Origin of the sequence: Microbispora sp. KK1-11, from assembly GCF_006874435.1 — a bacterium.
Classification (GTDB): domain Bacteria; phylum Actinomycetota; class Actinomycetes; order Streptosporangiales; family Streptosporangiaceae; genus Microbispora; species Microbispora catharanthi.
Genome location: NZ_VIRJ01000001.1, coordinates 525,538 through 539,406, shown reverse-complemented (window position 1 = coordinate 539,406; position 13,869 = coordinate 525,538). Strand labels below are relative to the sequence as shown.

Genomic DNA, 13,869 nt, shown 5'->3' with positions numbered 1-13,869 from the left:
GGGGCACCCGGGGGACATGTCCCCGCTTCCGCTCCCGCCGGCCGGCCGGAGCGGCGAATCCTGTTTCCCCAGGCAACAGCGGTCGTCCTACCTCGTCAAGGGCCCCCACCCCTACGATGGCGAAATATCACCGCACGCTGGGGGCAGAGGATGGCCGAGAAGCTCAACACCGGGAGCCACGATCTCCCGATCTCAGACGCGCTCGCGGAGTTCATGCGCGGCGGCTGGGCCGGCACGCGCGAGGACGTGGCGCCGCTGCCGGTCGCCGCGTACGCCGCCAAGCGGCGGGCGCGGCTCGCCGAACGGCTGCCCGGCGAGCGGCTCGTCATCCCCTCGGGCACCCTGCAGGCCCGCAGCAACGACGACGACCACCGGTTCCGCACGCACAGCGCGTTCGCCTACCTGACCGGCGGCCAGCAGCCCGACGACGTCCTGGTGATCGAGCCGTCGGGCGACGCCCGGCTGTTCCTGCATCCCCGCCCGTCCCGTGCCGAGTCGCAGGAGTTCTACCGCGACCGGCGATACGGCGAGTTCTGGGTGGGCCGCCGTTTCGACCTCGCGGAGGCCGAGGCGGCCTACCAGATCGAGTGCGCGCACATCGACGCGCTGCCGGCCGCGCTGCACGGCCCGGCGCGCGTGCTGCGCGGGGTGGACGCCTCGGTCGACGCGCTCGTCTCCCCCGCCGGCGACGACCGCGACGCCGAACTGGCCGCGGTCCTGTCGGAGCTGCGGCTGGTCAAGGACGAGTGGGAGATCGCGGAGCTGCAGCAGGCGGTGGACGCGACCGCGCGCGGGTTCGAGGACGTCGTGCGCGCGCTGCCCGCGGCCCTCGCGCACCCGCGCGGCGAGCGGTACGTCGAGGGAGTCTTCGGCATGCGCTCGCGGCTGGAGGGCAACGCCGTGGGTTACCAGTCGATCGTGGCCTCCGGGGCGCACGCGTGCGTGCTGCACTGGATCCGCAACGACGGACGGCTCGACCCCGCCGAGATGCTGCTGCTGGACGCCGGGGTCGAGGGCGACAACCTCTACACGGCCGACGTCACCCGCACGCTGCCGCTGTCGGGCCGGTTCAGCCCGGTGCAGCGGCAGGTGTACGACCTGGTCTACGAGGCGCAGACCGCCGCCATCGCCGTGCTGCGGCCGGGGGTACGCTTCCGCGAGTTCCACGAGACCGCCATGCGGGTGATCTCCGACGGGCTGCGCGAGTGGGGCCTGCTGACCCGGGCGCAGGCCGACGCGGGCCTGCACCGGCGCTACACCCTGTGCAGCAGCGGCCACATGCTGGGCCTCGACGTGCACGACTGCGCCCGGGCCCGGGCGGAGACCTACCTCGACGGCGTGCTTGAGGAGGGCCAGGTGCTGACCGTGGAGCCGGGGCTCTACCTCCAGCCCGACGATCTGACCCTGCCGCCGGAGCTGCGCGGGATCGGCGTCCGCATCGAGGACGACCTCGTCGTCACGGCCGACGGCGCCCGCCTGATGTCGGCCGCGCTGCCCCGCCGCGCCGACGAGATCGAGTCGTGGATGGCCGCCCTGACCGGGTGACCGTCCCCTTCCGGGGCCGCAGGCCGGCGATCGTCCGGCCGACGGTGCGCGGTCCCGTGGGTTGCCGGCCCGCGCCTCAGAGACGAGGCTGAGGCGGCTCTTCCGGCTCGCCCTTGTAGACGGGGTCGGATCGGTCGTCGATCACCGCGTCGATCCGGATCGAGGTGTCGATGGCGTTCTCCGCCGCGGTCAGCAGTCCCATCATGGACGTGCCGAACGCGTCGACGTCTGTGTGGTCGGCGGCCTGCAGGCATGTCGGACCCGCGCTCCGGACGTCGAGTCCGAACCGGTGCCAGGACGCCTGCGCGGCCGGGTCGGGGATCTGGAAGTAGACGGGTTCCCAGGAGGCCACGTTCATCATGTTCCGGCACGCCGGTCGCACCTTGGCCATGAGATCAGCGGTGATCTCCAGCCGGCGGTCGCGCACCGCCGAGTGGAGCAGCGTCACGATCCACCGGCCGTTGCGAGTGGCGTGGTCGAGGAGGTATCGGCCACCGAGCCGATACCAGGCGTGAACCTGCCGCCGGCGCATGTCCCGCGACACCGGCAGGACCGGCAGACCCGCCGTCTGCTGGAAGGCGGTCTGCATGGCGGCCGTCACGAGCTGCGCCTTTGTCGCGAACTGCGCTTCGGCGTCGCCTGCCATCAGCACGGCCGCGGTCGCGAGAGCAACACAAGGCACGCCGGCCGCCGACAGCACCGCGCCGGCGTACCGTCCTCCGGTCAGGGCGGGCGCGCTGGTCGCGACCGGCTGGGGCGCCGGGGCGCGGTCCTTCGCGTGGATCGCCCGCCAGGGAAGATGGAACAGGGCCGCCAGTGCCGTGGCCGCCACCGCGACGACCGGGGCCATGAGCAGCGTGCTGTGCGCGACGAGGCCGAACGTGTTGCCGCCCTGCAGTTGCCGCCAGGCGGGACGCCAGGTGCAGCTGTCGTTGAGGACGCTCAGCGGTTGGACGCATCCGTCGGCGGAGATGAGCGCGGTCGCGGCGCCCAGGCCGAGCAGCGCGCCGATCCCCGCGGCGATGAGCGCGGCCGGCAGGCGGAACCGGGCCGAGGACGCCGCGACCAGGGCGGCGACGAGCGCGCCGGCCGCGATCGCCCACAGCGACCAGATCGCGTAGCTGAAGGCGTACATGCCGCCGCGCTGTCCCGGCGCGGCGTGCAGGGTGTGCAGCCATGCCTGGACTCCGGCGACACCGGCGGTCGCGATGACCGCTCCCAGCAGTGCGGGTGCGGTGGCCTGCCGCAGCGCGGGCGCCCGCCATGCCACGGGAGCTGTGGCATCCGCCGCCGCGCGGTCTGCGCCGGCGTCGCCCGGTGAGCGCGGCCAGCCGGGCCCGCGTCCGGCGGCGCCCGCGGCCCACAGGACGAAGGGCGTGGCCCAGGCCGCGACGGCGGCGACAGGGGTGAGCGGCTGGTAGGCCGCGTATCGCAGCACGGTGATCGTCGGGGCCATGACGGCGGTCGTGTCCGGGTGAGCGGTGCCCATACCGGGGAACCAGTCGACGATGGTCCGTCGCAGGCCCGCCGGGTCGTACCAGAATCCGCTGGCGTACATCGCGCCGTAGTAGTTCCACCAGGCGAACCACGCCGCGAGGATCAGCCAGCCCGCGATCAGGCACAGCGCCAGCGGCCACCGCAGCGACCGGCCCGGCCAGGACGCGGCGGCCAGGCGAGCACACTGACAGGTCCAGCACGTGAAGGCGACCGCGACACCTACGACCAGCGCCAGCACCCACCATCTGCCGGGCGGCCACAGGTTCCCGATGACCTGGCCGCTGACCAGCGATCCGGCGGCCAGCCCGAGGCCCAGCCACAGCCCGGCCCGCACCCCGGTGGGGGCCGGCCGGCCCAGCACGGCGGCGCGGACGACCGCCCGCCACAGCACCGCTGTGGCGGGCGCCGCGACCACGGCGGCCGGAACGGCGGCGAGTCCCTGGCCGAGCCAGTCGCTCAGGTCGGCGACGTGCGGCGCTACGTGCCCCATCAGGTGGAAGTTCATCAGCGTGGCGCTGGTTCCGGCCAGGAACATCAACAGCGAACTCACCGCGAAGAGCGGCGCCGGGTCGTCGAGGGCGTCGCGGCGGATCTCCCACCTCGGGTGGGTGCGCAGCTGGTCCAGCAGGACGCTCGCCCACCGGTGCGGACGCCGGCGCCCGGCCGGCGTGGGCCTCGCGGCCCAGACGTGCTCCAGCGGCGCGCCCCACCGCCTGGCCGTCAGATCGGCGTACAGCTCCCTGCTGCGCAGCACGTCCGCACGGGCGAAGTGCATCACGATGGCGATGACCACGGGAACGACCAGATAGCGCGTGATCAGGGTCGTGAGCGTCGGGCCGATGCCGGCCGCGATGCCGAGCAGCCACAGTCCCGACCACCACAGCAGGTACGGGACGATCACCAGCACGATGAACGTCCGCCACAGGGCGACGGTGGCGTAGGTGATCGTGAGATCCCTGTTGGCGACGTGGCCGAGCTCGTGCAGGACGACGGCGTCGAACGTCCGGGGGTCGGTGATGCGGCAGGCGACCAGCCCGCCGTGCAGAACCAGCCGGGGGCGGCCGTTGGTGCCGAACACCGTGGCGCTCCTGGTGGTCGCGGCCGGCGCGAAGAACAGTTCAGGCACCCGCGCGACGCGGCCCGCGGCCAGTTCCTCGACGCGCGCGGCGATCTCGGAGCCGCCAGGGACAAGGTTCAGACGGATGCAGCGGCCGTGGCGCTGCTTCCACAGCGGCAGCAGGACTGTGACCGCCGCCGCGGCGGTGACGACCACCGCGGGCGCGGCCAGGATCTGCCACAACGGCGGAGGCGGTGCGTGCCGGGCCACGCAGGGGAGAAACGCCAGCGCCTGCCCCGTCAGACGTGTCGCCGTCGCCAGCGCGTGGGCGGCGTCCCAATCGACGCCGGCCGCCAGCGCACACCCCTGGTAGCCGCCGAGGCGGAGCACGGTCAGTATCGACACCAGCATGTAGCCGCTGGCGGCCACGAGCAGGAGGAGCAGCAGAGCGAAGCGGGAGTTCGTGCCGGCGCCGAGTATCCGTTCGTCGAGCCTGGCCCGGACAGGCTCGACGGTGGTCACCGCGTCTCCCTCACATCGGCTTCTCCTGGGGACTCGCCCGGCTCGGCCAGCGCCAGGCCGGCGACGACGCCGTCGGCGATCTGCTTGGCCCGGCCCGGCGACAGCCCGGCGTCGGCGGCCGCGTCGAGGACCATCTGCCTGACCATCGCCTGCTGCCCGCGCGTGAGGGGAGGGATGGTTTCGGGTTTCGCCTTGCGGCGCCGGATGCGCCGCCACAGCGACGCCGAGCCGCGCGCGGCCCCGTCCACGGCCGCGTCGGCCAGCCTCTGGCGGGCGCTTTCCAGCGTCAGCCACAGCAGCGGGGCCACCAGCGGAACGACGTCGGCGAGTCCGAAGCCGAGCGGGTCACGCCCGTGCCCGCGCCGGCGCAGCCGGGCCAGCACCTCGGCGTCGCTGTAGCGCAGCAGCCCCTCGACCACGACCGATTCCTCCGGCGCGCAGTCGGCCACGACCCTTCGTACGACGTCACGGACCAGAACCTCAGCGGAGCATTCGGGCTGTGTGTTCAACGTCCCGTCCCTGGTGGCAGTTCGCTGACTTCGGAATCGGCTCCTGGGCGTGATGCTACAAGCGCCGATCGACGGGCATGCCGTTATCCGGGGCGAGACCAGCGGAAGAGTCGTCGCCGCGTCCTGGGCCCCAGTTCACGTGATCGTCACATCGCTCCCCTACAGTGGCCTCGTGCGCCCCCCACTGGCCGTGGCCGGCCACACCGACGACGTGCTGGACATGGTCGCCGGCACACTGACCGAGGCCGAGCGCGAGCGCGCCGGGCGTTTCACCCGCAAGCGGGACCGCCTCGACTTCGTCGCCGCCCACCTGCTCGTACGGCACTGCGCCGCGGAGCTGCTCGGCACCCGCGCCTGCATGCTGACCGTGGTGCAGCGCTGCGAGGGCTGCGGGCAGGCCCACGGACGGCCCTGGCTGGCCGAGGCCCCCGAGGTGTCGATCAGCCTGGCGCACACCTCGGGCTACGTCTGCGCGGTCGCCGGGTTCGGCCGGGTGGGCGTGGACGCCGAGCACGCCACGAACGGCCCGGCCGACGAGAGGCTGGTGGAGCTCGCGCTGACCCCCGCGGAGGCGAAGCTGGTCGGCGACGACAACCGCGGGCTGATCCGGCAGTGGGTACGCAAGGAGGCGCTGGTCAAACGGGGAGAGCTCACGCTCGACCGGCTGCGCGAGGCGGACCTGTCGGCCCTGCCGCTGGAGGACGGGCTGTCGATCCCGCTGGAATGGCAGGGCCGTCACTTCGTCGAGTGGACGGCCGGCACCGTGATCGCCTCCGCGGTCACCGACGAGCCCGCCAAACTACGCCTTCTTGGCGGCTGACCGCCCCGGGGTGGGGTCGAGGAAGACCTGCCGGATCTCCGGGAACCGCTCGGTGAGCCGGCGCTCCACCTGGTCGGAGGCGAGCTCGAGCCGCTGCCCGGACGTCTCGTCGCGGAAGTCGACCTTGGCCGCGACCATGACCTGGCCGGGGCCCATCATGACCGTGACCAGCTCGACGACGGCCTCGACCTCCGGATGGGCGGCCAGCTCGCCGCGGATCTCCTCCTGCAACCCGCGCGGCGCCGCCTGGCCGATGAGCAGCGAGGCGTTGGTCCTGATCAGGGTCAGCGCCACGCCGAGCAGCAGCAGCCCGATGACGATCGACGCGACGCCGTCCCACACGGCCGAGCCGGTGAGCTGCGACAGCAGCAGGCCGACGCCGGCCGTCGCGATGCCGATCAGCGCGGCGGAGTCCTCCAGCACGACGGCCTTGAGCACGGTGTCGGAGGTGCGCTGCAGCAGCCGCCCGGGGCTCACCCGCCAGCGGCGGGCCTCGCCGCGAAGCTGCCGCAGGGCCTTCCAGAGGGAGACCGACTCGATCGCGAAGGACACCGCGAGCACGAGGTACGACACGCCGATGTCGCCCAAGCTCTCCCCCGCGGTGATCGTGTGCCAGCCGTGCGTCAGCGAGAACCCGGCCCCCACGACCAGCGTGAAGCAGGCCGCCACGATCGCCCACAGGTAGGCGGCCCGTCCGTGGCCGAGCGGATGGCGGGAGTCCGCGGGACGCTCGCCGTGTCGGATCGCGGCGAACAGCACGATCTCGGTGGCCGTGTCCGCCGCCGAGTGCGCGGCCTCCGACAGCATCGCCGAGGAGGAGCTCATCAGGCCGGCAATCAGCTTGGCCAGCGCGATGGCGAGGTTGGCCGCGCCCGCGACCACGACGGTGCCGAGGCTCTCACCGTTCTCGCTGTCAGCCATTCCGCTCCGTTCGTTCAAGTGATCTTATGCTGGTCATCATGGAAGCCCCTCTATGGCTCACCCCGCAGGAGCAGCGCGCCTGGCGGGCCCATCTGGCCGCCCACCGCCTGCTCTTCCACCAGCTCGACCGGGAGCTGCAGGCCACCGGGCTGTCGCTGAACGACTACGAGATCCTCGTGAACCTCTCGGAGAGTCCCGGCCGCCGCATGCGCATGAGCGAGCTGGCCGACGCCACGATCCAGTCCCGCAGCCGGCTGTCCCACCAGATCTCCCGGATGGAGGCCGCCGGCCTGGTGACCCGGCAGGACTGCGAGGACGACCGGCGCGGCACGTTCGCCGTGCTGACCGACCACGGCTGGGAGACGATCCAGCGGGTGGCGCCGGACCACGTGGCGAGCGTCCGCCGGCACTTCATCGACCTGATGACCCCCGAGGAGGTGTCCACCCTGGAGCGGATCTACACGCCGATCGTCGATCATCTCCAGGCGGTCCGCGGCACCCGGTGAGGAGGCTGAGGGACGGCGGGGGGTGAGCACCGGTCCCGACTTCCCGCCACCGGCCGGGCCAAACCGATTCCCGCGGGAGCGCGTGCCGGCCCCGCCCGCTCGCTACGATCCGGCTGTGCGAACAATCCTCGGGCTCGTCGTGGCCGGCCTGCTGCTGGTGACCGCCTGCAGCGCGAAGAGCGAGACGGCCCTGCCGGACGGTCCCGCGCTGCTGAAGCGCTCGGCCGAGGCCATGCGGACGGTCAAGACGGTCGCCTTCACGATCGAGACCAAGGACAAGCCCGCCGTACCGGTCCGGCACGCCGAGGGCAGCCTCACCCGGGAGGGCGACGCAAAGGGCACCCTGCAGATCGAGATCGTGGGGCTGCAGGAGATCGAGTTCGTGCTCGTCGGCGACAAGGTCTACTTCAAGGGACCCACCGGCGGCTTCCAGACGATGACCAGGCAGCAGCTCATGGCCCTTTACAACCCCTCCGCCGTGCTGACCGGCGTACCCGACCTGCTGTCCACCGCGAAGGACGTCCAGACGCGGGCGGAGGAGAAGGTCGGCGACGCCGCCGCCTACCGGGTGACGGCCGCGCTGTCGCAGGAGGTGCTGGCCAAGCTGGTCCCCGGCGTGCAGCAGGGGGTCACCGGCACGCTCTGGATCGACAAGGCCACCAGCCGCCTGCTCAAGCTCGACCTGCCGCTCACCGGCGGCTCCGTGGCCGTGACCCTCGCGGACTACGACGCCCCCGTGACCATCGCCCCGCCCGCGTCGTGACCGACGCCGCCGACGCCAGGGACGCCACCGACGCCACCGGCGCGGCCGGGCAGACGCGGGCGGCCGGGTCCTCCAACCGGCACCGGCGTCTCGCGCTGGGCGTCGGCGGGGCCGCCGTGCTGCTCGCCGCGCTCGACGCGTACGTCGTCGTCACCGTGCTCGTGGACGTCGCCGCCGACGTCGGCGTGCCGCTGAACCACCTGGAGCGGGCGACCCCGGTCGTGACCGGGTTCCTGCTCGGCTACGTCGCGGCGATGCCGCTGCTCGGCCGCCTGTCCGACCGGTACGGCAGGCGCGTGCTGATCCACGCCTGCCTGGCCGGGTTCGCCGCCGGTTCCCTCGTCACCGCCCTGGCGGGGAGCGTCCCCGCGCTGGTCGCAGGCCGCACGCTCCAGGGCGTCGCGGGCGGCGCGCTGCTGCCGATCACCATGGCCCTCATCGGCGACCTGTGGGACGAGCGCACCCGGCCCGTGGCGCTCGGGGCGGTCGGCGCCGCGCAGGAGCTCGGCAGCGTGCTCGGCCCGCTGTACGGCGCGGGCCTGGCCGCGCTCGCCGGATGGCGCGGCATCTTCTGGGTCAACCTCCCGCTCGCGCTGCTGGCCGCCGTCGCCGTGCAGGCGGCCGTCCCCGGCGGGCGCGAGCCGTACGGCCGGCCCTCCGGCGCGGCGAGCACGGGCAAGGTGAACGCGGGCAAGACGGACGCCGGGAAGGTGGACGCGGGCAAGACGGACGCCGGGAAGGTGGACGCGGGCAAGACGGACGCCGGGAAGGTGGACGCGGGCGGCGGGGTCCTGCTCGCGCTGGCGCTCGGACTGCTGGTCGCCGGGCTCTACAACCCCTCCCCCGACACGGCCGTGCTGCCGCCGTGGGGACTGCCGTGCGTGGCCGCAGGGGCGGTCGCGGCGGTGCTGTTCGTGCTGTGGGAGATCCGCTCCCCGGTCCGCCTGCTCGACCTTGCGGGCGTGGCGAGGACACCGCTGCTCGCCACACTGGCGGTGAGCCTGCTGGCCGGGGCGGCGCTGCTGGTCACGCTGGTCGACGTGCAACTCGCCGCGCAGACGCTGCTCGGCAAGGACGCGGTGGGCGGCGCTCTGGTGCTCACCCGGTTCCTCGCCGCGCTCGCGGTCGCGGCGTTCCTCGGCGGGATCCTGGTGCGGCGGTTCGGCGAGCGCCCGGTGGCCGTGGTGGGGATGGCGGTGGCCGCCGCGGGCTACTGGCTGATCTCCCGGTGGCCGCTCGACCTGGCCTCCGCCGGCGTGCGGATGGACGTCGACCTCGTGGTGGCCGGCCTCGGCCTCGGGGTGGTGATCGCCCCGGTCTCGTCGGCGGTGCTGCGCCTGGTCCCGGCGGCGCAGCACGGCGTGGCGTCGGCGGCGGTCGTGGTGGCCAGGATGATGGGCATGCTGCTGGGCGTGGCCGCGCTGTCGGCCTGGGGATTCCACCGGTTCCAGTCGCTCACCGCGCACCTGGACACGCCGCTGCCGTTCGGGGTGGACGCGGCCGAGTACGCCCGCAGGCTCGCGGACTACACAGCGAAGGTCCAGGCGGCGCTGCACGCGGAGTACACCGAGATCTTCCTGATCACGTGCGGGCTGTGCGTGCTCGGCGCGGCCGCGTCCCTCGCCCTGCCCCGCCGCCGCGCCTGATCCCGCACCCCTGCCGGGTCAGGCGCCGAACCAGCCGGGCACGTCGAGGCGGAAGACGTCCTGCGGCGTCACCTTCCGCAGATCGGCCTCCAGGTCCCTGAGCCGCTCGTCCCCGATGACGGCGGCCCAGCGCGCCCGCAGGTCGTCGAAGATCCGGGCCGAGCGCACCAGCATGTCCACTCCGGACGGCGTGAGCCGTACGATCTTGCGGCGCGTGTCGCGGGGGTCGCGGGCGCGCTCCACGTAGCCGATGCGCTCCAGCGTCTCGATCGTCTTGCCCGCCGCCTGTTTGCTGACGCCGAGCGTGCGGCCCAGCTCCACCGCGGTGGTGCCCTCCGTGCCGATCCCCTGCATGACGAACCCGTGCATGGGACGGGCGTGCGGATGCCCCTGACGGGCGAGTTCGGCGTGCAGTTCGTCGATGAGAACGCGAAATCCCAGGAAGAGCCGCAGGGGCAGCTCGAAGCCGGGCGGGTCGATTGACACGGATAGACAACCTGGTTCACTATTACCGACAACGACGTTGTCTATCTTAGGAGACGCCGGCGATGTCTGTCATCCGCCATGCCCAATGCCGCAGATCCGAGACCCCTGCCGGGGTCATGACCACCTTCGCCTCGCCCACCCTGGGCGGCGCCACGCGGGCCGTGTGGCGCGTCGAGGCGACCCCCGCGACGAGCGGGCCGCTGCACGACTTCGACGCCGAGCAGGTGTGGACGTTCCTCGGCGGCACCGCCACCGTCGAACTCGGCGGCGAGACGTTCACGGTCGCGCCCGGCGACACCGTGGTCATGCCGCCCTCGACCCCGCGGCGCGTCACGGCGGGCGCCGGCGAGGGCTTCACCGCCGTCGTCACCGCCCCCGCCGGGGCCAGGGCCGTCCTGCCCGACGGCACCGTGCACGGCGTGCCGCCCTGGATCGCCTGACCTCTGCCCCTCCTCCGTCTCCCGCCTTCCCCGCGGACCGGCCCGGCGACCCGTCCGGCGCCCGGCCCGCTCTGTCACCAAGGAGTCACGCATGCCCGTCATCCGTTCCGCCGACAGCCGCAGGAACACCACTCCCAACGGCGTCATGACCACCCTCGCCTCGCCCACCCAGGGAGGCGCCACCCAGGCCGTCTGGCGGGTGGACATGCCGGCCGGAAACAGCGGTCCCCACCACGCCAGCGACGGCGAGCAGGTGTGGACCTTCCTCACCGGCGGCGCGACCGTCGAGCTCGACGGCGAGACCGTCGCCGTCGAGGCCGGGGACACCGTCGTCATGCCCGCCGACGTGAGCCGCCGGGTGCACGCCGGCGCGGAGTCCGGCTTCAGCGCGATCGTGGCCGCGCCGGCCGGCTGCGAGGTCTACAACCCCGGCGGGATGACCGCCGCGGACGCCTGCGACCTCGCGCCCAAGGGGACCGACCGGCTCGTGCCGCCCTGGGTTCGCTGACGGGCCCGCGCGTCAGCGGGCGCGCGGGGTCGTCCGGCGGGCGAACTTCCCGGTGGGCGGGGGCGGATGTCCCGGGTGCCCGGGACACGGACGGTCCACCATTGCGGCGTACCACTCCGGCTCTCGCCACCGCCCCGCAGAACCCCCGGGGCTCGTCCCTTCCCGACTGAGGAGGCCCCGTATGCGCAAGGTGTTCTTCGGCTTCGCCATCGTGCAGCTCGTCGCCGTGCTCGCCCAGTTCTACCTCGCCACGTTCGGCGCGTTCGAGACCCCGCACCCGGCGCCTGGCGATCCGGACGCCGCCATCAACTACCACGTCACGAACGGCTCGCTGGTGATCCCGCTCGTCTCGCTGCTGACCGCGATCACGGCCCTCGCCGCCCGCGCGGGCGGCAAGGCCGCGGGCCTGTCGATCCTGCCGTTCGTGCTGGCGGCGGTGCAGCTGTTCGTGATCTTCCCGCTGGCGGAGCTCGCCGGCGCGACGGACACCGCGTCGACCACGGCCGGCCTGGTCGTCATGGGCTTCCACGCCCTCGACGGCGTGGCGATCCTCGCCGTGGCCGTCGTCGTCGTGCGGCGGGCCCGCGCCCTGGTCAAGGGCGTTCCGGTCGCGGCGTCCACCGGCGCGCACGTGGCGGCGTGACCACCGCACGGCCGATCGCTCGGATCCTGCTCGTCCTGGTCGCGGCCGCCTGGGCCGCGACCGCGGCGGCGACCACCCCGCGTGACGCGCGCGCGGTCAGGAGCGAAGGTAGGCCAGCACCGCGAGGACGCGGCGGTGCTGGTCGCCGTCCTCGGCGTACAGGCCGAGCTTGGTGAAGATGCCGCGGATGTGCTTTTCCACCGCGCCCTCGGTGACGACGAGGCGGCGGGCGATCGCGGGGTTCGACCTGCCCTCGGCCATCAGCGACAGGACCTCGCGTTCACGTGGCGTCAGCGACGCCAGCGGGTCGTCTCGCCGCCGCCGCACCATCAGCTGGGCGACGACCTGGGGGTCGAAGACCGTTCCCCCCGCGGCGACCCGCCGCAGGCCGTCCATGAACTCCTCGACGTCGACCACGCGGTCCTTCAGCAGGTAGCCGACCGCCCCGCGGGCGTCGGCCAGCAGGTCGTCGGCGTACGACACCTCGACGTACTGCGACAGGATCAGCACGGGCGTGCCCGGCACCTTCTCCCGCACCACGACGGCGGCGCGCAGGCCCTCGTCGGTGAACGTCGGCGGCATCCGCACGTCGACCACCGACACGTCGGGCCGGTGGGCGACGACGGCCTTGACCAGGTCCTCTCCCGTGCCCACGGTCTCGACGACCTCGCAGCCGAACTCCTCCAGCAGGCGGACGAGCCCCTCCCGGATGAGGACGGCGTCGTCGGCCACCACTACGCGCACGGAACCTCCGCCGTGATCAGTGTCGGCCCGCCCGCCGGCGATCGCACCGACAGCTCGCCGTCGACGGCCCGCAGCCGGTCGGCCAGGCCGGACAGGCCGTGTCCCTTGGCGACGTGTGCGCCGCCGACCCCATCATCCCCGATCGTGAGGATGAGCGTGTCGCCGATCCTGGTCAGCCCGACCGAGCAGGACGTCGCCCTGCTGTGCTTGGCCACGTTGGTGAGCGACTCGGCGGTCACGAAGTAGATCGTGTTCTCGATGAGCGCGGGATACCGCTCGGCCGTCTGGACGTCCAGCTCCACGGGCACCGTGCAGCGGCCGGCGAGGGCGGCGAGCGCCGGGGCGAGGCCGCGGTCGGCCAGGATCGGCGGGGCGATGCCGCGCGACAGCGCCCGCAGCTCGTCCAGGGTCTCCCGGGTGGCGCTGATCGCCTTGCCGATCGTCTCGTGCGCGGCCGTGGCGTCCTTCTGCAGTTCCCGCTGGGCCCGCGACAGCTCCATGGCCAGGTGGACCAGGCGCTGCTGGGGCCCGTCGTGGATGTCGCGCTCCAGGCGGCGCAGCGCGTTCGCCTCCGCGTGGGCGGCGGCGTGGCGGCCCTCGGTGAGGTCGTCGATGCGCTCCTGCAACTCGGCGACGCCGGTCAGCAGCGCCCGGCCCAGGGACGCCTTGATCAAGGCGCAGGAGCGGACGACCGGATAGAGGGTGATCGCGGCGATCACTCCGATCGCGCCGTAGAAGACGCAGTTGATCACGTAGCCCTGGCCGAGGCCGAGGAGCTCGGGCAGCTCGGTGTTGCCGGGGATGTTCGAGGTGATCCAGCCGTACAGCGGATAGGTCAGCCCGGCGAGAGCCAGCGCCCACCAGACGACGGTCACGCAGAACGCCACGATCGCGACCGGGAAGGCCAGCAGCGCGTGCAGCACGTCGAGCCAGGGCTGTCCCCCGGCGAGCGGGGTGACGGTCTTGCGGAACACGCCCGCCCCGGGCGGCGATGTGGGATACCGCGGCCGGGGCACGTCCCTGCCCAGCACCGCGCGCATGCGGAGCCGTTCGACGTCGCCCATTCCCCGGGCGATGAGGAGGGTGAGCGCGAGGACGGGCACGCCGAGCCAGACCACCAGCAGGCCGGTGCCGGCCGACAGGCCGGCCACCGTGAGGCAGAACGTGATGATCGCGAGGGGGAACCCCACGAGGATATAGACCGTGTCGCCGCCGAGGCGGGAGAGAATTCGGCGCATGTCCCCAACGCTATTGACCCGCCC

14 protein-coding genes are annotated in these 13,869 nt (G+C 73.3%); 8 read left to right on the top strand and 6 right to left on the bottom strand.

Going from position 1 to position 13,869, the window contains the following annotated elements; all coding sequences use genetic code 11:
* Positions 1–150 precede the first annotated feature (150 nt).
* Positions 151–1,545 carry an aminopeptidase P family protein gene (locus FLW16_RS02450; protein WP_142557084.1) on the top strand — a complete coding sequence of 465 codons (1,395 nt, stop codon included), beginning with the start codon at positions 151–153 and terminating at the stop codon, positions 1,543–1,545.
* A 76-nt stretch (positions 1,546–1,621) separates the two neighbouring features.
* Here FLW16_RS02450 and FLW16_RS02445 read toward each other — a convergent pair whose 3' ends face one another.
* Together FLW16_RS02445 and FLW16_RS02440 are read right to left on the bottom strand one after the other, a co-directional pair.
* Entirely contained in the window at positions 1,622–4,621 is a 3,000-nt protein-coding gene (locus tag FLW16_RS02445) for a M48 family metalloprotease (protein ID WP_142557082.1), read from the bottom strand.
* Positions 4,618–5,130: a hypothetical protein gene (locus tag FLW16_RS02440; RefSeq protein ID WP_221890844.1), complete on the bottom strand. Its 513-nt coding sequence runs from the start codon at positions 5,128–5,130 to the stop codon at positions 4,618–4,620. The genes FLW16_RS02445 and FLW16_RS02440 overlap by 4 nt, the downstream gene beginning before the upstream one ends.
* 172 nt (positions 5,131–5,302) lie before the next feature.
* Here FLW16_RS02440 and FLW16_RS02435 point away from each other — a divergent pair, with 172 nt between their 5' ends.
* Complete coding sequence (locus tag FLW16_RS02435) at positions 5,303–5,950, top strand: 4'-phosphopantetheinyl transferase superfamily protein (RefSeq protein WP_142557080.1); 648 nt, start codon at positions 5,303–5,305, stop codon at positions 5,948–5,950.
* Here FLW16_RS02435 and FLW16_RS02430 read toward each other — a convergent pair.
* Positions 5,930–6,871, bottom strand: coding sequence for a cation diffusion facilitator family transporter (locus tag FLW16_RS02430; protein ID WP_142557078.1), 942 nt, complete (start codon positions 6,869–6,871; stop codon positions 5,930–5,932). The genes FLW16_RS02435 and FLW16_RS02430 overlap by 21 nt on opposite strands.
* A 38-nt stretch (positions 6,872–6,909) precedes the next feature.
* On the opposite strand from FLW16_RS02430, the gene FLW16_RS02425 reads away from it, so the two are divergent.
* The 3 genes from FLW16_RS02425 (at position 6,910) to FLW16_RS02415 (ending at position 9,786) form a co-directional block, all read left to right on the top strand.
* On the top strand, positions 6,910–7,377 hold the full coding sequence (locus FLW16_RS02425; protein ID WP_142557076.1) for a MarR family winged helix-turn-helix transcriptional regulator: 468 nt from the start codon (positions 6,910–6,912) through the stop codon (positions 7,375–7,377).
* A gap of 115 nt (positions 7,378–7,492) precedes the next feature.
* Positions 7,493–8,140, top strand: a complete 648-nt coding sequence (locus FLW16_RS02420) for an LppX_LprAFG lipoprotein (protein WP_142557075.1) — start codon at positions 7,493–7,495, stop codon at positions 8,138–8,140.
* Positions 8,137–9,786, top strand: a complete 1,650-nt coding sequence (locus FLW16_RS02415) for an MFS transporter (protein ID WP_142557073.1) — start codon at positions 8,137–8,139, stop codon at positions 9,784–9,786. Before FLW16_RS02420 ends, FLW16_RS02415 begins: the two co-directional genes overlap by 4 nt.
* Before the next feature lie 18 nt (positions 9,787–9,804).
* On the opposite strand, the gene FLW16_RS02410 is transcribed toward FLW16_RS02415, so the two are convergent.
* Positions 9,805–10,272 (bottom strand): MarR family winged helix-turn-helix transcriptional regulator, encoded by a 468-nt coding sequence (locus FLW16_RS02410; RefSeq protein WP_142557071.1) that lies wholly within the window; start codon positions 10,270–10,272, stop codon positions 9,805–9,807.
* Positions 10,273–10,334: 62 nt separating this feature from the next.
* On the opposite strand from FLW16_RS02410, the gene FLW16_RS02405 reads away from it, so the two are divergent.
* The 3 genes from FLW16_RS02405 to FLW16_RS02395 all read left to right on the top strand — a co-directional run bounded on the left by FLW16_RS02405 (position 10,335) and on the right by FLW16_RS02395 (position 11,863).
* On the top strand, positions 10,335–10,712 hold the full coding sequence (locus tag FLW16_RS02405; protein ID WP_142557069.1) for a cupin domain-containing protein: 378 nt from the start codon (positions 10,335–10,337) through the stop codon (positions 10,710–10,712).
* Between the two features lie 91 nt (positions 10,713–10,803).
* Positions 10,804–11,220 (top strand): cupin domain-containing protein, encoded by a 417-nt coding sequence (locus FLW16_RS02400; protein WP_139574281.1) that lies wholly within the window; start codon positions 10,804–10,806, stop codon positions 11,218–11,220.
* 181 nt (positions 11,221–11,401) lie between these two features.
* Positions 11,402–11,863 carry a DUF6220 domain-containing protein gene (locus FLW16_RS02395; protein WP_142557067.1) on the top strand — a complete coding sequence of 154 codons (462 nt, stop codon included), beginning with the start codon at positions 11,402–11,404 and terminating at the stop codon, positions 11,861–11,863.
* A 96-nt stretch (positions 11,864–11,959) separates the two neighbouring features.
* Here FLW16_RS02395 and FLW16_RS02390 read toward each other — a convergent pair whose 3' ends face one another.
* Positions 11,960–12,607 (bottom strand): response regulator transcription factor, encoded by a 648-nt coding sequence (locus FLW16_RS02390; RefSeq protein ID WP_142557065.1) that lies wholly within the window; start codon positions 12,605–12,607, stop codon positions 11,960–11,962.
* Positions 12,598–13,845, bottom strand: coding sequence for a sensor histidine kinase (locus FLW16_RS02385; RefSeq protein WP_142557063.1), 1,248 nt, complete (start codon positions 13,843–13,845; stop codon positions 12,598–12,600). The genes FLW16_RS02390 and FLW16_RS02385 overlap by 10 nt, the downstream gene beginning before the upstream one ends.
* Positions 13,846–13,869: the final 24 nt, after the last annotated feature.